Origin of the sequence: Algihabitans sp., from assembly GCF_965226985.1 — a bacterium.
Taxonomy (GTDB): Bacteria; Pseudomonadota; Alphaproteobacteria; order Kiloniellales; family DSM-21159; genus Algihabitans.
This window is the reverse complement of sequence record NZ_OZ245712.1, coordinates 1449648-1466438: the sequence shown is the minus strand read 5'-3', so window position 1 is coordinate 1466438 and position 16791 is coordinate 1449648. Positions and strand designations below refer to the sequence as shown.

The window sequence follows — 16791 nt, the reverse complement described above, 5'->3', positions numbered from 1 at the left end:
TTCCACCTGAGACGATCACGCTCTAGTCTCGCGGCCATGCGCATCATTCTCTTGATCCTCCTGGCCGGCTTGCTGTTCGGCTGCGGCACGGCCGACCGACCGCTCCCCATCCTCTCCGACGAAGAGTTGACCTCGCCGGATGCCTTCGTGCGCAGCGTGCGCATCGGCAACACGACCTACCTCTATCGGCGTCACGCGGACGATCCAAACCTCTTCGACATCCGCGTTTCAGGCAGCCGTCGCACCAACGAAAAAGGTCTGCTCGATGCCGTCAGCAGGGTTTACGGCTGCTCATCCCTGCGGGTCGTGGGGATGAACCGGACACGCACGGCCGGCCGGGTCCAAGGCACATCGTGCAGGCTCAATCAGTATTATCGGTAACGAGCCGGCCTGTGGCCCGTCGCCAGCCCCGCGCGCCCACATCTTCGCAACTCGTCCGGTGAAAGCGCGGCATGACGGCGGCGCGGATTGGCGCGTGCGGACTTGCCAAGGTCGAGATCGACGCCATTATGCTCCGCAAGACGGTTGCGCCGATGGCCGCGCACCTCGGTTGAAGGCGTAAAACCTCACGTGACTGCTCCTCGAAAACCTGCTTCCACCTCTTCCGCGCCGATGAACGAGCCGCCGATGGACGGGCCGCCGATGGACGGGCCTGCGTCCGGCGATCTGGCTCCCCAGAGTCCGGCAGACACCACGACGCTGCGCCATGCCCTCGGTTGGTTTGCCACCGGCGTGACCATCGCGACGACACTGGACGCCGAGAAGCAGCCGGTTGGGCTGACTTGCAACTCCTTTAATTCGGTTTCGCTGGCCCCTCCACTGGTTCTCTGGAGCCTCGGCCGACGCTCCTTCAGCCGGCCGGCCTTCGAGCAATCGACCCACTTCGCGATCAACGTTCTACCCAGCGGCCAGACGGCGCTCGCAAAGCGCTTCGCTAAACCGCTGGAGAATAAATGGGCGGGTGTCGACTGGTCGCCGGGCACTGCGGGAATTCCCCGCCTGCCCTTGGCCCTGGCCGTCTTCGACTGCCGTGTGCGCGAGCGCTTCCAGGGAGGAGACCACCTGATCTTCCTCGGCGAAATCGTCGAGATGCAGAGCCGCGAAGCTGGAGACCCGCTGATCTTTCTGCGCGGACGCTTCGGCGGTTTCATCGCCTCCGAGGACTGAACGGCGGATGCAGCTCTATCGCCATCACAGCGGCGTCCCGGCGGAAGGACGCGGCGCTGTTGTGGCCATCGGCAACTTCGACGGCGTTCACCGAGGCCATCAAGCCTTGCTGGAGATCGCCCGAACGAAGGCCAGGGAACTCGACGCCCCCTTAGGCGTTGTCACCTTCGAGCCTCATCCGCGCCTGTTCTTCCAGCCCGATCAAGCCCCCTTTCGGCTGACCGCATTCCGAACCAAGGCCCGTCTGCTTCAAACCCTCGGGGTCGAGCGGCTCTACTGCCTTCCCTTCACACGGAAGCTCGCGAGCTTGGAAGCGACAGACTTCGTCACGGAGGTTCTCGCTCGGGGACTCGGTTTGCGGCACGTCGTGGTCGGCGACAACTTCCGCTTCGGCCGAAAACGTGGCGGCGATACGGCCTTGCTGACACATGCCGGAGAGTTGGCGGGCTTCGGCACGACGGTGGTGGAGCGCGTCGGCGGCTCGATCTCGGAGGCCTACTCTTCGACGCAGGTGCGCAGCTACCTGACCGACGGCAATCCGACACGCGCTGCCCTGATGCTGGGTCGCTACTGGGAGATCGAGGGTCGCGTCCGGCACGGCGCCAAGCGCGGCCGAGCTCTGGGTTTTCCTACGGCGAACATCGCCCTGCGCAGCAACCTGATCCGGCCGGCCTATGGGGTCTACGCTGTACGCGCCACCTTGGAAGACGACGCCGTGACGGAAGACGATACGGACGCGAAGCGCGTTTCGAAAACAGGCGACAAGCAGAGAGACGACGATGACGGTGCCCGGGTCTGGTTGCCCGGAGTCGCAAACCTCGGGATCGCTCCGATGTACGGCTACGACGAGCCACTGCTGGAGACTTATCTTTTCGATTATTCAGGTAATCTTTACGGTCGGCATCTACGAATTGCTCTCGTCGACTATCTGCGCCCAGAACAGCGCTTCGAAAACGTGGAGGCTCTGATGGCTCAGATGTCGACCGACTGCGAGAAGGCCAGACAAACTTTGGTCTGGGAAAATTGGCGCGGAGATTGGCCTGCCGGACCCTTCTTGCGCCGGGGCGCACCGTTCGACGATGCGCTCACACCTACCTCCGGCGGTTAAGCTATCGAAGTACACGCCTCAATTTGACGCCGGTGACTTGTCAAGCGAAAAACACTTGTGCGACTCGCACAAAGATCCGCATGCTTTGAGACAGTTGCGTGCGTCGCTTCCATTGTACGCAAAGAACCTACGCGAAGGGGGATACCCAACATGGCCAATGCCGCGCGATCGAAGTCCACGGCTAAGGCTACGGCCAAGCCGGCTAGCGCTGCCCGTAAGACACCAGCGAGGAAACCGGCTGTTGCTAAGACCGCTTCTTCCTCATCGAAACTGGGACGTTTCGACAAGCTCCTCGACAAAGTTCAGAAGCGCGTCGTAACCGTCTCGGGACAGGTTGAGAAGCAACTGCACGCACTTGAGAAAAGCGTCAGCAAGGAGCTTTCCTCCGCGAAGGTCCGTGGGTATGTGAAGACCCTCGACACGGAACTCGACAAGCTGGAGAAAGCCGCAGCGAAGAAGCTCGAGCAGATCGAGAAGAGTATCGACGGCGAGCTGAAAAAGCTGACCGGAGCTTTCGAGAAGAAAGCCAAGCGCGAAACGGCCAAGGCGAAAAAGGACGCGGCAGCGGCCAAGAAGGCGGCTGCCAAGAAGCCTGCAGCGAAGAAAGCTACAGCTTCGAAAAAGCCGGCCGCGAAGAAGCCTGCGGCGAAACGGACCGCAGCCAAGAAGCCGGCAACGGCAGCGCGCAGGTCGGCGGCGTCTAAGACGGCTTCCGCGAAGACTACAGCGCGCAAGCCCGCGGCCAAGAAGCCGGTGGCAGCCAAAACTGGTGCTGCGAAGACTACGGCCCGTAAAACGACCACGGCCCGTAAGACGACAGCGGCAAAGAAACCCGCCAGTCGGACGGCGTCTGCCGCAAAGCCCGCTACGGCTCGAAAGGCTCCGGCTCGTAAGCCGGCAGCGCGCAAGACGGCGGCCCCCCGCAAGACGGCGGCTAACGGTGCGGCCAAGCCGAAAACCGGGACGACCCGTGCCCGCAAGGCGCCCGCGAAAACGGCGGCAAAACCGGCGGCTGCGAGCGTCACGCCCGCCACTGGTGCGAACGGCAGCTCGACGTCCTAAACCTCGCGTCGACGACCAAGATGATATAGGAGGCCGTTCAGTCGAACGGCTTCCTTTTTTGGTTTCCGAGATACCGGCGGCAAATCGCCGCGAAGATCATGTCGAGAGGTCGAGCGCCGTCGGATTGCTCTCGCTAACGCGTGCCTCGACCGTCTTGCGCAACACCGCATAGACCTCGCTCGACCGGTCGAACTTTCCTGATCGAACCGCGGCCGCCAAGTCGGCGTTCAAATCCAGCAAACTGCCACCGCTGCCCAACAAGTCGGTAAGCGCTTGGGCTTCCGCCTCGGCCGGCTCATCCCCGGCGGCAAGCTCCCGCTGAACGATGGCAACGGCCGACGCAACCAACAACACCTTATAGCGCTGTTCACCCGTCAACCCCGGAGCCAGGTCCTGGCTCAAAACACGCCAAGCTTCGGCCAGCAGTTCAGCGCCGTTCGGCCTGTCTCTCATCTTGTTGCACTCCAGGTCTCGGGAGGCGTCAGGCGCAAGATGGCGAGGTCGAGTTCCGCCGCACGCCGGCCCGTCAGAGCCAGATCGAGACTCGGCTCAGCGCCGGACAGATGACGGTGCCCCTGCTGAAGCGCGATGACATTCCAGCGGATGTGGGCCATCACCTCCCAATAGGCGACACGGTCGTGTTCGATCTCATGTCCGGCTTCGGCTTCGTAGCCGCCATAGAAGTCGGCACGCGGCGCGATTCCCCCGGCCTCCAGATCGTCGCGACCGAAGCGCCAACAGGCCGCGCAGAACCAGCCAAGGTCGCAGGCCGGATCTCCCCAGGCGGCAAACTCCCAATCTAGGACGGCCGTCAGACCCGCCTCGTCCACCATGTAATTGCCGGTGCGGAAATCACGATGAACCAGCACCGTCGCATCGGGAGGTGGTGGCCGGTGGAGTTCGGCCCAGCGCAGTCCCCACTCCAGAACCGGGCGCGGCTCGCCGAGCGCATCCAGGTAGGCGCGCAGTTGCACCACGTCGACCAGAGCTGGATCGTCGGGAGGCTCTCCCAAGAACTCGAGGCCTTCGTGCGGTGGCCGGATCGAATGGATCCGCGCCAGTTCACGACCGAGCCGTTCGGCAAGCCGTCGGCGGTCGCCGCCCAGACGCAAGTCCTTGACGATTTTGGTACCTAGCGCCACCCCCTCGACCTTGCGCATGACCTGGAAGGTCTTGCCCAGGACATGGGGATCGTCGCAGAGCCAAAGCGGCTCGGGCACCGTCACGCCGGCGGTCGTCGCGGCACGCAGCAGCGCGAACTCCTCCGCCCGGCCATGGCTGACGGCGACGCCGGAGGGCGCATCGGTGCGCAGCACCAACTCCTGGCGGCCGGTGAAGGGACCGCCGAAAAAGTCGACTTCCAGCAGCCAGTTCTCCTGAATCGCACCACCGCTCAAGGGGCGGGCTTCGACAAGAGTCGCGCGATCAGCTCGCGCGGCCTTGCCGATCCAGGCTTCAAGGGAGTCTTTGGCCTCGCCCAGCACCGGCTCAGGCCTCCGCCGCATCCCACGCGAAGAAATCCTGGCCGTCCTTCATTAGGAAACGCGACAGCACCATGCGATGCACCTCGCTGGCGCCGTCCACCAGGCGGGCTTGGCGGGCATAGCGGTACATCCACTCCAACGGCGTATCCTTAGAGTAGCCGCGCGCGCCGCAGAGTTGGATGGCCGTATCGACCGCCTGCTGCAGGGTGTCGGCGACCTGAATTTTGGCCATCGAGACTTCCTTGCGGGCGAAGTCGCCACTGTCGAGCTTGCTGGCGGCACGCATGGTCAGCAATCGTCCGATCTCGATCTGCATCGCCGCGTGGCCGAGCAGGCCCTGAACGGACTCACGCTCGGACAGGCGTACCCCGAAGCCCTGGCGCTCCTGCACGTAGTCGCTGGCGATCTCCAAGGCGCGCTTGGCCATGCCGAGCCACCGCATGCAATGGGTGAGACGCGCCGTGCCCAAACGCATCTGGGTGAGCTTCAAGCCGTCGCCGACCTCCATCAGTCGGTTCTCGTCGGGAATCTCCAGTCCTTCGAACTGGATCTCGCAGTGTCCGCCATGTTCTTCCGGTCCCATGATCGGCACCCGTCGCAGGATCCGCCAGCCGGGCTGGTCGCGGTCGAATAGAAAGGCACTGAGATGCCGGCGCGTGTCGGAGCTGTCCGAATTCGTCCGCGCGATCAGAATGAAGTGCTGCGCCACGCCGGCGCCGGTGATGTACCACTTGCGCCCCTCGACCACCCAGCGATCGCCACGCTTCTCCGCGAAGGTCTGGATCATGCCGGGATCCGAGCCGCCGCCCGGGTGCGGCTCCGTCATGGCGAAAGACGAGCGGACGGTCCCGTCCACGATCGGTTGCAGCCAGCGCTCCTTCTGGGCCGCCGTCCCGATCTTCTCCAGGATCATCATGTTGCCGTCGTCGGGCGCGGCACAGTTGAAGCAGACCGGCCCGAAGATGGAGCGTCCCATTTCCTCGTAGCAGGCGGCCATGCCGGTGACCGGGAGCCCCTGCCCACCCCGCGCCTTGGGCATCTGCAGCGACCAAAGCCCTGCCGCGCGGACCTTCGCCTGCACCTGCGCGAGCAGGTCGGGCCGGATGTTCTCATGCTCGTCGAAGTTCGAGGGATCGCGCTCCAGTGGAACGATTTCCTCCGCGACGAAGGCGCGAACGGCTCGACGCAAGCGATCCACATTGGGCGAGAGAGCGAAATCCATTAGCAAGTGTCCTAGAGCTGAGGGAAAGTTGCAGTGCGGATCGTGTCGAACAGAACGTCGTGGGAGGTTGTCACAGGATGGCCGACTGGCCGCCGTCGACGGTGACGACCGCCCCGGTCATGTAGCGCGACGCCTCCGAAGCAAGCAGAAGCAGAGGGCCGTCCAGATCGGAAGGCTCCGCGAAGCGACGCTGCGGAATGCGACGCAACAGGGACTCTCCAGCCGGACTCTGCAGGAAGTCGCGATTGATATCGGTCACGACATAGCCGGGCGCCAAGGCGTTGACCCGGATGTCGTGGCGTGCCAACTCGGCCGCCATCGCGCGCGTCAGGTTGATCAGCCCCGCTTTGGCCGCGCAGTAGCTGGCGACCTGTCCGCTCCCGCTCAGACCGAGGATCGAGGCGACGTTGACGATGGTGCCGCCGTGGTCCAGGCGCACCATGTGACGCGCCGTTTCCTGCGCCACCAGCCAGGCCCCCTTGAGATTGGTGTCGACCACCCGATCCCAGTCCTCCTCGGCCAGTTCCAGAAGAGGTTTGGAGTCCGCCACGCCCGCATTGTTGATTAGCAGATGGATCGGACCCAGTTCGGTTTCCGCGCAGCCCACGGCCGCCCGCACCGAGACGGCATCCCGCACGTCCAGTTCGACCGGCAGCGCACGGCCGCCATAGGATTCGATCTCCGTCTGCAGCTCTTCCAGCCGCTCCGTGCGCCGAGCCGCGATCGCCACTCTAGCGCCGGCCGCCGTCAGAACCTGGGCGAAGTGGCGCCCGAGCCCGCTCGAAGCGCCGGTCACCAAGGCATTCTTGCCGGTCAAGTCGAATAAATTCATAGGATTAATCGATGCTCTTTGCGTCTTCGCGCAGGACGAATTTCTGAATCTTACCGGTCGAGGTCTTCGGCAGGTCGCGAAAGACCACGCTGCGCGGCGCCTTGTAATGAGCCAGGTTGTCCCGACAGAAGGCGATGATCTCCTCCACAGTCGCCTCCATACCCGGCTTGAGCGTGACGAAGGCGCAAGGCGTCTCCCCCCAACGCGCGTCGGGTTTGGCGACCACGGCGGCCTCCAGAACCTTCGGATGTCGATAGAGGGCCTCCTCCACTTCGAGCGAAGAGATGTTCTCACCGCCGGAGATGATGACGTCCTTGGCGCGATCCTTGACCTCGATATAGCCGTCCGGATGGAGAACACCCAGGTCGCCGGTATGAAACCAGCCTCCGGCAAAGGCCTCGTCGGTCGCCGTCGGGTTCTTAAGATAGCCCTTCATCACCGTGTTGCCGCGCAGCATCAGCTCGCCCATCGTCTCGCCGTCGCGCGGCACTTCGATGAGCGTCTCCGGATCGAGCACCGTCGCCTCCTCAAGGGTGACGTAGCTCACCCCCTGGCGCGCCATACGGGCGGCCCGCTGCTCCAGGTCCAGATCGCTCCAGGCATCCTGCGTCGCGCAGTAGGTGGCCGGGCCGTAGCATTCCGTCAGGCCGTAGGCGTGCACCACCTGGAAGCCTTGCTTCTCCATGTTGGCGATCACGGTCGAGGGCGGCGCCGCGCCGCCGGTGACGACCAGCACCGGCCGTCGCAGTTCGCGCCGCACCTCGGCAGGGGCATGGGCCAGCAGGTTCAGAACGATGGGCGCGCCGCAGAGATGGGTGACCTCTCGCTCCTCGATCAAGGCGTAGACCAACTTGGGATCGACCCTGCGCAGGCAGACATGGGTACCCTGGGCGGCGGTCACGCCCCAGGTGAAGGTCCAGCCGGAGCAGTGGAACATCGGCAGCGTCCAAAGGTAGACGCTGCTGCGGTCGAGGCCGTAGGTCACCGCCTGCCCGACCGCGTTCAGGTAGGCGCCGCGGTGATGGTAGACCACGCCCTTGGGATTGCCGGTGGTGCCGGAGGTGTAGAGCAGGCAGAGCGCCTGCCACTCGTCGTCCGGCAATCGCCAGGCGAAGTCCGGATCGCCTTCCTCCAGGAAAGACTCGTAGTCGAGCGCGCCGAGCCGGGCGCCGCGCTCGCCGCCTTGCGCCTCCGTCAGAGGATCGTCGATGTCGATCACCAAGGGGCGCTTGGCGAGTTGCTTTAGCGCACGCTCGATGGTCGGCGCGAACTCGCGGTCCGTGATCAGCACCTTTGCCTCGCCGTGCTCCAGAATGAAAGCGAGATTGGCGGCGTCGAGACGGATGTTGAGCGGATTGAGCACGGCGCCGGCCAAGGGAACGCCGAAATGCGCCTCTAGCAAAGCCGGTACGTTCGGCGCCATGATGGCAACCGTATCGCCCCGGCCGATCCCGCGTTTCTGCAGAGCCGAGGCGAGACGGCGCACCCGCGCAGCCAGTTCGGCGTAACTGTAGACACGGTCGTGAACGACGGCAGGCTTGTTCGGATAGACCTGTTCGGCGCGCTTCAAGAAACTCAGCGGCGAAAGGGCGACCCAGTTGGCGGCGCCGCGATCCAGATCGCGGTCGTAGATAGACAGCCGGCCGTCCTCCGACATCGGCACCTCCCCTCGCCTTGTTCTTCTCGTACCTGGCCCGGTCTCAGACGCGGCCGGCAAGCATAGAGGCCTACTCCCAAGCGAACCAGTCTCGCAAGCTCGTGACTTGCGAGGCCGCTCCGAGCGGCCCACTCTGCAAGGCATGGAACTCGACATCTTCTCGGACGTGATCTGCCCCTGGTGCTTCATCGGCAAACGCAGGCTCGAAGCCGCCGTCGCCGAACGCCCCCAGGAGGGCCTGGTGGTGCGATGGCGTGCCTTTCAACTCAATCCCGATATGCCGGCGCAGGGCATGGAGCGCAGAAGCTACCTGGAGCAGAAGTTCGGCGGCGCGGCCAATGCGCAAAGGATCTACGGTCAGATCGCGACCGTGGGCGCCGAGGTCGGCATCGACTTCGCCTTCGACAAGATCCAGCGCACGCCCAATACGATCGATGCCCACCGCCTGATTCGCCTTGCCGCTCGCCTCGATCGGGAGGAGGCCGTCGTCGAGCGACTCTTCCGGGCCTACTTCCTGGAGGGCGGCGACATCGGCGATCGGGGACTGCTGGCGGAACTGGCCGCCGAAGCCGGAATCGACGCTCAGGAGACCGCAAGCTTTCTCGCCAGCGACGAAGACCGAAGTGCCGTCGAGAGCGAAGACCTCGGCGGGCGTCAGGCCGGGATCACGGGCGTCCCGACCTTCATCGTCAACCGCCGACATGCGGTCCCCGGAGCTCAGCCTCCGGAGGTGCTGCACAAGCTCTTCGACCTCGGCCGCGAAGGTCTGCAGCCCGCCGAAGGCTGATCGGCTAGGAAAAACCCAGGCCCTAGAGAGTTTCGCTCAGGGCGGTAGCGGCAGCGGAGATCCGGGCGTCGTCGGTCCCCCCGATCAGCATGAACTCATAGCCGTCACGCGCCCAGATCGCCGCGCTCATGCCTTCGAGAGAGGCCATCTTTACCGGCACCTCGCCCGTCTGACCCGACCGCAGGATGCAGAGGGCAACCGGCGTACCGTCGCGCGACAGAAAGGCGATCTGCACCAGGGGCTGAGTCTCGAACGCCAGTATCTGCGCGCGCCTCGGCGTCAGCGCGGCAAGCCCGGCGAGGTCTTCCAGCCGAATATCCCGCTGAAGACGTGCGGAGACGCGGGCCAGCTCGGCGGAGAGCTGTTCCGCCGTCGGTGTCTCCGGTCCAAGCGTTTCCGTGATGTAGAGCTTGTGATAGACGGCGGCGACCTCATGCCAGCCTCTGGGTTCGTCGCCAGGCAGCAGAAACAAACCCGACGCGCCGACCAGCAGACCAGCCACGGCTGCGGCAGCCAAGGCCCGTCGGTCGAAGCCACCTCCGCCGACGTCTGCTTCGGCTTTCGACCCCCTCGAGCTCTGCAGAGCGGCGGGCGGCTCCGGCGCCTTGGCCAAAACCGCGTCGAAAGCCTCTTCGAGAAGCTGTCGGTCTAACATGAGACCTTGCAGCCGCTGTCTCAGATCCGGACTGCTTTCAAGCGCGCTCGAAACGGCAGCCGCTTCGGCGCTGCTCATCTGCTTGTCGAGATAGGCGGTCAGGTCTTCGTCGCTGAAACGTTGCAAGGTCATGACGCCGTCTCGGCCGGGGCTTCGGCCAGTCTGTTGGTGAGCTTGCTGCGTGCAGCCGCCAAGCGGCTCATGATCGTGCCCTTCGGCACCTCCATGACAGTAGCGGCTTCCTGGTAGCTGTAGCCTTCGACATAAACAAGCAAGACGGCGATGCGCTGCGCCTCCGGCAAAGCCATGACCTGGGTCAGGAGCTGTCTAGCGAAATAGCTCATGTCGGCATCGAGGCCCATATCGACCAGGTCAGCGCTGTCGATCGCAACCAGACCGCTGCCGCGCCGGACCGCCTGGGCCCTCACTTCATTGTACCAAACGCGCTGGGCGATCCGGAACAGCCAGCGATCGAAGTGACTGCCAGGCTGAAACTGCGCCTGTTTTTCGAGAGCCTTGAGACAGGTCGTCTGCGCGACATCATCCGCCCAGTCCCGCCCTCCGGTCAGAACCAGGGCGTAGCGCCAGAGCCGGGGATAGAAGGTGCGCAGGTCTTCGGCGATCGTCGGGTGATTTCTTTTTCGCCGCCACATCCGAATTTTTCGCGAGATCAGGTGTTAAGGGAAGGCAGCTGGCGAAAAGGCACGTGCGGACAGCCTTGCGTCACCGCTGAACTGCAGGTTCATCCGTACGATGCAGACAGCCGGATCATTTTTCAATAACGGCGGCTCCGCCAGCACGGCGGGTCCCCACATTTGGAGAGGCAACCATGAGGTCAGACTTCAAAGCAGTGTCCTGCGCCCTTCTTCTGCTGGCGCTTCCCGCCGTCGCCGCGGCGAGCGAAGAGCCGGTCGAAGTCGTAACCGCGCAACACAGCTTCAAACTGACCCTGATCGCCACGGGTCTGGAAACGCCTTGGGGCCTCGACTGGCTGCCGGACGGTCGCATCATCGTGACCGAGCGACCCGGGCGCGTCAGGATCGTCGAGCCGGACGGAACTCTGTCCGAACCGCTGGCCGGTGCGCCGGAGACCAGCAACACCTTCCGCGACGGGCTTCTCGACGTTGCGGTCAGCCCGAACTTCTCCGACGACGCGACCGTCTACCTGGCCTATTCGAAGATGGAGGACGAGCTGCGCTGGCTCGAGATCGCAGCGGCTCAGCTCGACGGCGACGCCCTTCTGGAGCTGCGGACGATCTTCAGTTCGGAGGTCAAGGTCGATCAGTTGGAAGGCTTCGGCGCGCGTATCCGCTTCGACGCCGAGGACCGCATGCTGGTGACGGTCGGCGACCATGCGGTTCCGATGGAGGCACAGGATCCCCAGACCAAGGCCGGCAGCCTGCTCCGCCTCAACCTGGACGGCACGCCGGCATCCGGCAATCCCGGCGGCGACCTGCACCCGGCGGTCTTGGCCTACGGCATGAAGAACCCGCAGGGACTGGCCATCGACGGAACGACCGGTGAGATCTGGCTGACGGACCATGGGCCGCGCGGCGGCGCCGAGATCAACCGGCTGATCGAGGGGGCCAACTACGGCTGGCCACTGCGCACCTTCGGGGACTGGATCGGCGAGCCTGGCGCCGTGGAGACGGAAGGCTTCGAGGAGCCGGTCTTCACCTGGGGTATCGCCCCGACCCTCTCGCTGTCGGGACTGGAGATCTACAGCGGAACCGACTTTCCGGCCTGGAACGGAGACCTCTTCGCCGGTTCCCTCAGCCAGCTCGCGCTGATCCGCGTAATGCTGGACGACGACGGCGCCGTCGTCGGAACCGAGTACGTCCTCGACGGCAACATCGGTCGCGTGCGGGAGGTCCGCCAGGGCCCGGACGGCCGCCTCTACGTTCTCAACGACGAGTTCGAAGGCGGTATCTTCCGGATCGATCCCTGACTTGCGGATCAATCCCTGACTCGGCGGAGCCGGCCTTACCGGCGAGGCGGAATCGAGTAGGTGGAGGTAACGTGCGCGACCGGGCTGTCGGGGTCGTCTCCTTCCGCGTAGATCGAGACCTCGCCGTAGGCCAGCCGCTGACCGACCTTCAGCAGGCGACAATCCCCGATCAGGGCGCCCGGCTGCGGTTTGCGCAGGAAATTGATCGAGAGGTTGGTCGTAACCGCCAGTTCGACGCGACCGATGGCCGCCATGACCGCGATCCACATGGCATAGTCGGCCAGCGCCATCATCGCCGGCCCGCTGATCGTGCCGCCGGGACGCAGCAGGTCGGCGTGGTCAGGCAGGCGCGCCTTGCAGCGCCCCCACGCCACCTCGATGGTCTCCATCCCCAACTTCTCGACCAAGGGCAGTTGCGGGTTCAACTCCTCCTTGATCATCGCCGCATCGATCAACGGCTGGCGCTGGGTTGTCGTCTGGTGTTGGGCCGTCGGGCTTGTCATGGAGTCCGCTCCTCCCCATAGCTGTTTTTCCTGTCATAGCGCTTGCAGGGGGCCCGGCGAAAGGCTCAGACTCGAGAAGCAAGCCGCACCGGACAGGGCCTGAAAGGCCGAAACTGAGGAGGAACGCCGATGCCCGAGGATGCCCTACAGCCCCTCGCCGCGCGTGCCGAAGAGCCGCCGGTCCTGCTTCGGCGGGAGTCCGGCGGCGTCGTGACCCTGACCCTCAACAGGCCCAAGGCCTACAACGCCCTGTCCGAGGAGCTTCTGGCAGCCTTGACGCAGGAGCTGGGCCGGATCGCGGAAGACGACAGCCAAAGAGTCGTGGTGATCGAGAGCGCGGGCAAGGCCTTCTGTCCCGGGCACGACCTCAAGCAGATGCGCGCGACGCCCGAGGAAAACTACTATCGCCGACTGTTCACCGCCTGCAGCGAGATGATGCTGGCCATCGTCCGTTTGCCGCAGCCGGTGATCGCCAAGGTTCACGGCCTGGCGACGGCGGCCGGCTGTCAGTTGGTCGCCAGCTGCGATCTGGCCGTTGCGACGCAGGAGGCCCGCTTCGCGACCAGCGGCATCAACGCCGGCCTCTTCTGTTCGACGCCCGCCGTTGCGCTCAGCCGCAACGTTCCCACCAAACCTGCCTTCGAGATGCTGGTGACCGGCGATTTCATCGATGCGGAACAGGCCCGGCAATGGGGGCTGGTCAATCGGGTGATTCCGGCCGATCAGCTGGAGGCCGCGGTCGAGGAGATGACCGGCAAGATCATCGCGAAGTCCGCCGTCGCGGTGCGGATGGGCAAAGAGATGTTCTACCGGCAACGCGAGAAGACCCTGACGGACGCCTACGCCTATGCCGCGGAGGTGATGGCCTGCAACATGATGGCCGAGGACGCGGGCGAAGGCCTGGACGCCTTCATCGAAAAACGCCATCCCGTTTGGAAAAACCGCTGATCTGCTGCGTTCCAGTACGCGGGATGACTGCGGATCCCATCCGGAGTCTGTCGGAGATCTTTTAGCGACGCCGATTGCGCCGGACCGGGCGACTGAGCTAGAGCAAGATCGATGAAGCTGCACCGTCTTTTCGTCTCCCTCACCTGCTGTCTTCTGCTCGCCGCACCGCTTCGCGCCCAGGTGCCTCTGAGTGATCTGCAGCCCGGCGTCGATCTTCTGCTTGCCGGCGACGTGGAATCCGCAGCCGATATCCTGCTTCCGCTCGCGGAGCGCGGGGACCTGGACGCCCGCTATCTGCTGGCGACCGACGCCCAACTTGGCAAGAGTCTGGCCATGGAGGGATGGCGCGGATCACTCGGCGGGCCGGAGGCAGCCGTCGAACAGCTTCAGGCCTGGCTCGGTACGGCGGCCGATGCAGGGCACCCCGGTGCACTGGAGGCCATGGTCAGCCGCGGTCAGAGCCTTGCGACGCGCCTGCACTACGCGGAGCGAGGCGCCGGTGCGGGACTGCCGATTGCTCAGGAATGGCTGGGTGTGGTGCGCTTTGGCGCTTACGGAGAAGGCGAGGCCCGTCCGGAAGACGCGGTGGCCTGGCTGCGGCTGGCAGCCGAGGCCGGGCGGTCGTCCGCCGCGATCGCGCTCGGCGTGCGCTATCTGAACGGCAACGATCTGCCGCTCGACCGGAATCATGGCGTGCAGTGGCTGATCTACGCGACCGATTTGGGCGACCCCACGGCACTGCTACCGCTCGCGCGGGCCGGAACGTCGGATCCTTCCCTCGTGGGCGGTCGTGAAGAAGCGCTACGCTGGCTGATGACCGCCCAGGAGAACCTTGGCGAGGGTCTGGCCCGTTCGGCCCGGGAACTGCGCGATTCCTTGGAGCGGGATGCCGTCCGGCGGGCGGAAGACGACGCTCGCATCTGGTGGGAGCGGAAGCGCGCAGACCTCTCGACCGCCCTCGGCCGGACCGACCGCTGGCTGCAGGAGTCTTTCGAGGAGGACCGGGACTGGGCGAACTGGGAAGTGGCCTTCCTGGCCTCCAACGTCGACTGTCCCGCCCCGACGCTGCAGCGCCTGGTCATCAACAACTATGAAGCCAGCGGCCACTTCGACGCCTGCATGCGCGACGGGCTTTCCGCCTACGGCGTGCGCTGACGGAACCGCCCGAGTCACATCGCCAGACCACATCGGCGAACCACATCGAAAGCAGCGTCGCTATCGCCTGAAGCGGCCAAGCGGTCCGTGGCGAAGACCGCATCGGCGCTTTCATCCCGTCAACCGCGCAAACGTTGATCGCGCCCGGCAGTTCGGCGCATCCTGTCGATTGTCACCCGAACGCGCGTTGCTCCAGCGCTGTCACGATCGCTCTCGCAACGGCTCTTTTCCTCAGATCCCGGATCCCATGACCCACACCACCTATGCCGACAGTTACCTGCGCCGTATCCTGAAGGAGACCAAGACCATCGCCATGGTCGGCGCGTCCGCCAACTGGAATCGACCGAGCCACTTCGCGATGAAGTACCTGCAGACCAAGGGCTACCGAGTGATCCCGGTCAATCCCGGACAGGCAGGAAAGCCGCTGCTGAACGAAATCTGTTACGCGCATCTATCAGACATTCCCGAGCGCTTCGATCTGGTCGACATCTTCCGCAACTCCGAGGCGGCCGGCGCCATCGTCGACGAGGCCATCGCCCTGAAGGAAACCAAGGGAATCCGTACGATCTGGATGCAGCTGGGCGTCCGCAACGAGGCAGCGGCCGCGCGCGCGGAAGCCGCCGGACTGCAGGTGGTCATGGACCGTTGCCCGAAAATCGAATTCGGCCGCCTGAACGCCGAACTCTCGTGGGGCGGCTTCAATTCCGGCATCATAAGCTCCAAGCGCCGTAAGCTCGGCGCCTGACTGGACCAACGAAGACGGACCCATGAGGGAGGACCTGCGATTATGAGTAGCGACACACCCGGTTTCGAAACGTTGCAGCTCCATGCCGGAACCCAGCCGGACCCGGTTACGGGAGCACGGCAGACGCCGATCTATCAGACGACCTCCTACGTCTTCGAGGACGCGGACCACGCGGCGAGCCTGTTCAACCTCCAGACCTTCGGCTTCATCTACTCGCGCCTGACCAATCCGACGGTCTCCGCCCTGGAGGAGCGGCTGGCGGCGCTCGAGGGCGGAAAAGGCGGCACGGCCTGCGCGTCCGGTCACTCGGCGCAACTGCTCGCCCTCTTCCCGCTGATGGAAGCCGGCGACGAGGTCATCGCCTCGACCCGTCTCTACGGTGGCTCGATCACGCAGCTCTCGAAGTCCTTCCGCAAGTTCGGCTGGACCGTGCGCTTCGTCGACTTCGACGACCACGACGCGGTTCGGGCCGCCGTCGGTCCGAAGAGCAAAGCCATCTTCTGCGAGGCCCTGGCCAACCCAGGTGGCGTGGTGACGGACCTGGAAGCCATCGCGGCCATCGCGGAAGACGCCGGGATCCCGCTGATCGTCGACAACACCATGGCGACGCCCTACCTCTGCCGGCCGATCGACTACGGTGCGACCCTGGTCGTGCATTCGACGACCAAGTTCCTGACCGGCAACGGGACCGCCATGGGGGGCGCTGTCATCGACTCCGGCCGCTTCGACTGGGCCCGAAACGACAAGTTTCCCAGCCTTGCAGGTCCGGAAGAGGCCTATCACGGTCTGAACTTCCTGGAGACATTCGGCGACCTCGCCTTCACCATGCATTCCCACGCGGTCGGACTGCGCGACCTGGGGCCCTGCCAGTCTCCGATGAACGCCTGGCTGACCCTGCTAGGCACCGAGACCCTGTCCCTGCGCATGGACCGGCACTGCGCCAACGCCCTGGCCGTGGCGGAGTTTCTGGAGGCGCACCCGCAGGTCGAGTGGGTCTCCTACGCCGGCCTGGGTTCAAGCCCCTACAAGTCCCTGACTGATAAGTACCTGCCCAGGGGCGCCGGCGCGGTCTTCACCTTCGGCGTCAAGGGCGGTTACGAGGCCGGACGCGCGGTGGTGGAGAACTGCGAGATGCTGAGCCATCTGGCCAACATCGGCGACACCCGATCGCTGATCATCCATCCCGCTTCGACCACGCACCGGCAGTTGACCCCGGAACAGCAGACGGCCGCAGGCGCTGGACCCGAGGTCGTGCGTCTGTCGATCGGCATCGAAACGCTCGACGACATCGTCGCCGACTTGGACCAGGCTCTGACACAAGCGGAGAGAAAAGCCGCGGAGTGAAGCCGTCGCATCCCGGAAGGATCTTCGACCGGAGTGTCGCAACAGCGGCGGCGTGGCCGGGACGTTAGGTTTCTGGAGAAGAGCGCCCTGCCCCGTCGCATCCGGTCCGGAGATCGGGGAAAACAAGCGCGCACTGCGCGAGACGATCTCCGTTACCGGAAGCCCTTCTGGAAG

18 protein-coding genes are annotated in these 16791 nt (G+C 64.8%); 10 read left to right on the top strand and 8 right to left on the bottom strand.

The annotated features are described in order from the left end of the window. Window positions 1–36 precede the first annotated feature (36 nt). The 4 genes from ACO054_RS06690 to ACO054_RS06675 all read left to right on the top strand — a co-directional run bounded on the left by ACO054_RS06690 (window position 37) and on the right by ACO054_RS06675 (window position 3337). Window positions 37–381 (top strand): hypothetical protein, encoded by a 345-nt coding sequence (locus ACO054_RS06690; RefSeq protein WP_421709661.1) that lies wholly within the window; start codon window positions 37–39, stop codon window positions 379–381. Between the two features lie 246 nt (window positions 382–627). Beyond that, the gene (locus ACO054_RS06685; protein WP_421709660.1) at window positions 628–1167 is read left to right on the top strand and encodes a flavin reductase family protein; all 540 of its coding nucleotides are present in this window, start codon (window positions 628–630) and stop codon (window positions 1165–1167) included. A 7-nt stretch (window positions 1168–1174) separates the two neighbouring features. Beyond that, window positions 1175–2275 (top strand): bifunctional riboflavin kinase/FAD synthetase, encoded by a 1101-nt coding sequence (locus ACO054_RS06680; protein ID WP_421709659.1) that lies wholly within the window; start codon window positions 1175–1177, stop codon window positions 2273–2275. A 150-nt stretch (window positions 2276–2425) separates the two neighbouring features. Further along, a complete protein-coding gene (locus tag ACO054_RS06675) occupies window positions 2426–3337 on the top strand; it encodes a hypothetical protein (protein ID WP_421709658.1) in 912 nt (303 codons plus the stop codon). A gap of 96 nt (window positions 3338–3433) precedes the next feature. Here ACO054_RS06675 and ACO054_RS06670 read toward each other — a convergent pair whose 3' ends face one another. The 5 genes from ACO054_RS06670 to ACO054_RS06650 all read right to left on the bottom strand — a co-directional run bounded on the left by ACO054_RS06670 (window position 3434) and on the right by ACO054_RS06650 (window position 8532). Further along, a complete protein-coding gene (locus ACO054_RS06670) occupies window positions 3434–3790 on the bottom strand; it encodes a DUF6285 domain-containing protein (RefSeq protein WP_421709657.1) in 357 nt (118 codons plus the stop codon). After that, window positions 3787–4821: a phosphotransferase family protein gene (locus ACO054_RS06665; protein ID WP_421709656.1), complete on the bottom strand. Its 1035-nt coding sequence runs from the start codon at window positions 4819–4821 to the stop codon at window positions 3787–3789. The genes ACO054_RS06670 and ACO054_RS06665 overlap by 4 nt, the downstream gene beginning before the upstream one ends. 4 nt (window positions 4822–4825) lie before the next feature. Beyond that, complete coding sequence (locus tag ACO054_RS06660) at window positions 4826–6043, bottom strand: acyl-CoA dehydrogenase family protein (RefSeq protein WP_421709655.1); 1218 nt, start codon at window positions 6041–6043, stop codon at window positions 4826–4828. 70 nt (window positions 6044–6113) lie between these two features. Then, complete coding sequence (locus tag ACO054_RS06655) at window positions 6114–6875, bottom strand: SDR family NAD(P)-dependent oxidoreductase (protein ID WP_421709654.1); 762 nt, start codon at window positions 6873–6875, stop codon at window positions 6114–6116. Between the two features lie 4 nt (window positions 6876–6879). Further along, a complete protein-coding gene (locus ACO054_RS06650; protein ID WP_421709653.1) occupies window positions 6880–8532 on the bottom strand; it encodes an acyl-CoA synthetase in 1653 nt (550 codons plus the stop codon). Window positions 8533–8674: 142 nt separating this feature from the next. Here ACO054_RS06650 and ACO054_RS06645 point away from each other — a divergent pair, with 142 nt between their 5' ends. Beyond that, window positions 8675–9319, top strand: a complete 645-nt coding sequence (locus ACO054_RS06645; RefSeq protein ID WP_421709652.1) for a DsbA family oxidoreductase — start codon at window positions 8675–8677, stop codon at window positions 9317–9319. A 22-nt stretch (window positions 9320–9341) separates the two neighbouring features. Here the strand turns inward: ACO054_RS06645 and ACO054_RS06640 are convergent, their stop codons facing one another. Both ACO054_RS06640 and ACO054_RS06635 read right to left on the bottom strand, forming a co-directional pair. Then, a complete protein-coding gene (locus tag ACO054_RS06640) occupies window positions 9342–10106 on the bottom strand; it encodes a hypothetical protein (protein ID WP_421709651.1) in 765 nt (254 codons plus the stop codon). Beyond that, complete coding sequence (locus tag ACO054_RS06635) at window positions 10103–10627, bottom strand: RNA polymerase sigma factor (protein WP_421709650.1); 525 nt, start codon at window positions 10625–10627, stop codon at window positions 10103–10105. The genes ACO054_RS06640 and ACO054_RS06635 overlap by 4 nt, the downstream gene beginning before the upstream one ends. A 176-nt stretch (window positions 10628–10803) precedes the next feature. On the opposite strand from ACO054_RS06635, the gene ACO054_RS06630 reads away from it, so the two are divergent. Continuing rightward, entirely contained in the window at window positions 10804–11922 is a 1119-nt protein-coding gene (locus ACO054_RS06630) for a PQQ-dependent sugar dehydrogenase (RefSeq protein WP_421709649.1), read from the top strand. A gap of 35 nt (window positions 11923–11957) precedes the next feature. On the opposite strand, the gene ACO054_RS06625 is transcribed toward ACO054_RS06630, so the two are convergent. After that, complete coding sequence (locus tag ACO054_RS06625; RefSeq protein WP_421709648.1) at window positions 11958–12425, bottom strand: PaaI family thioesterase; 468 nt, start codon at window positions 12423–12425, stop codon at window positions 11958–11960. Between the two features lie 129 nt (window positions 12426–12554). Between ACO054_RS06625 and ACO054_RS06620 the strand changes: the two genes are divergently transcribed. From ACO054_RS06620 to ACO054_RS06605, 4 genes are all read left to right on the top strand, one after another. Next, a complete protein-coding gene (locus ACO054_RS06620; protein ID WP_421709647.1) occupies window positions 12555–13373 on the top strand; it encodes an enoyl-CoA hydratase in 819 nt (272 codons plus the stop codon). A gap of 111 nt (window positions 13374–13484) precedes the next feature. Further along, window positions 13485–14528 carry a tetratricopeptide repeat protein gene (locus ACO054_RS06615; RefSeq protein ID WP_421709646.1) on the top strand — a complete coding sequence of 348 codons (1044 nt, stop codon included), beginning with the start codon at window positions 13485–13487 and terminating at the stop codon, window positions 14526–14528. 247 nt (window positions 14529–14775) lie between these two features. Then, entirely contained in the window at window positions 14776–15273 is a 498-nt protein-coding gene (locus tag ACO054_RS06610; RefSeq protein ID WP_421709645.1) for a CoA-binding protein, read from the top strand. A gap of 42 nt (window positions 15274–15315) precedes the next feature. Further along, window positions 15316–16617, top strand: a complete 1302-nt coding sequence (locus ACO054_RS06605) for an O-acetylhomoserine aminocarboxypropyltransferase (protein ID WP_421709644.1) — start codon at window positions 15316–15318, stop codon at window positions 16615–16617. Window positions 16618–16791: the final 174 nt, after the last annotated feature.

Bases quoted from the DNA above. Each gene is read 5' to 3' on its own strand.
- ACO054_RS06650 (WP_421709653.1), bottom strand. From the start codon at position 8,532: ATGTCGGAGGACGGCCGGCTGTCTATCTACGACCGCGATCTGGATCGC.
- ACO054_RS06660 (WP_421709655.1), bottom strand. From the start codon at position 6,043: ATGGATTTCGCTCTCTCGCCCAATGTGGATCGCTTGCGTCGAGCCGTT.
- ACO054_RS06675 (WP_421709658.1), top strand. From the start codon at position 2,426: ATGGCCAATGCCGCGCGATCGAAGTCCACGGCTAAGGCTACGGCCAAG.
- ACO054_RS06685 (WP_421709660.1), top strand. From the start codon at position 628: ATGGACGGGCCGCCGATGGACGGGCCTGCGTCCGGCGATCTGGCTCCC.
- ACO054_RS06625 (WP_421709648.1), bottom strand. From the start codon at position 12,425: ATGACAAGCCCGACGGCCCAACACCAGACGACAACCCAGCGCCAGCCG.
- ACO054_RS06610 (WP_421709645.1), top strand. From the start codon at position 14,776: ATGACCCACACCACCTATGCCGACAGTTACCTGCGCCGTATCCTGAAG.
- ACO054_RS06655 (WP_421709654.1), bottom strand. From the start codon at position 6,875: ATGAATTTATTCGACTTGACCGGCAAGAATGCCTTGGTGACCGGCGCT.
- ACO054_RS06640 (WP_421709651.1), bottom strand. From the start codon at position 10,106: ATGACCTTGCAACGTTTCAGCGACGAAGACCTGACCGCCTATCTCGAC.
- ACO054_RS06645 (WP_421709652.1), top strand. From the start codon at position 8,675: ATGGAACTCGACATCTTCTCGGACGTGATCTGCCCCTGGTGCTTCATC.
- ACO054_RS06630 (WP_421709649.1), top strand. From the start codon at position 10,804: ATGAGGTCAGACTTCAAAGCAGTGTCCTGCGCCCTTCTTCTGCTGGCG.
- ACO054_RS06615 (WP_421709646.1), top strand. From the start codon at position 13,485: ATGAAGCTGCACCGTCTTTTCGTCTCCCTCACCTGCTGTCTTCTGCTC.
- ACO054_RS06680 (WP_421709659.1), top strand. From the start codon at position 1,175: ATGCAGCTCTATCGCCATCACAGCGGCGTCCCGGCGGAAGGACGCGGC.
- ACO054_RS06605 (WP_421709644.1), top strand. From the start codon at position 15,316: ATGAGTAGCGACACACCCGGTTTCGAAACGTTGCAGCTCCATGCCGGA.
- ACO054_RS06635 (WP_421709650.1), bottom strand. From the start codon at position 10,627: ATGTGGCGGCGAAAAAGAAATCACCCGACGATCGCCGAAGACCTGCGC.
- ACO054_RS06670 (WP_421709657.1), bottom strand. From the start codon at position 3,790: ATGAGAGACAGGCCGAACGGCGCTGAACTGCTGGCCGAAGCTTGGCGT.
- ACO054_RS06620 (WP_421709647.1), top strand. From the start codon at position 12,555: ATGCCCGAGGATGCCCTACAGCCCCTCGCCGCGCGTGCCGAAGAGCCG.
- ACO054_RS06690 (WP_421709661.1), top strand. From the start codon at position 37: ATGCGCATCATTCTCTTGATCCTCCTGGCCGGCTTGCTGTTCGGCTGC.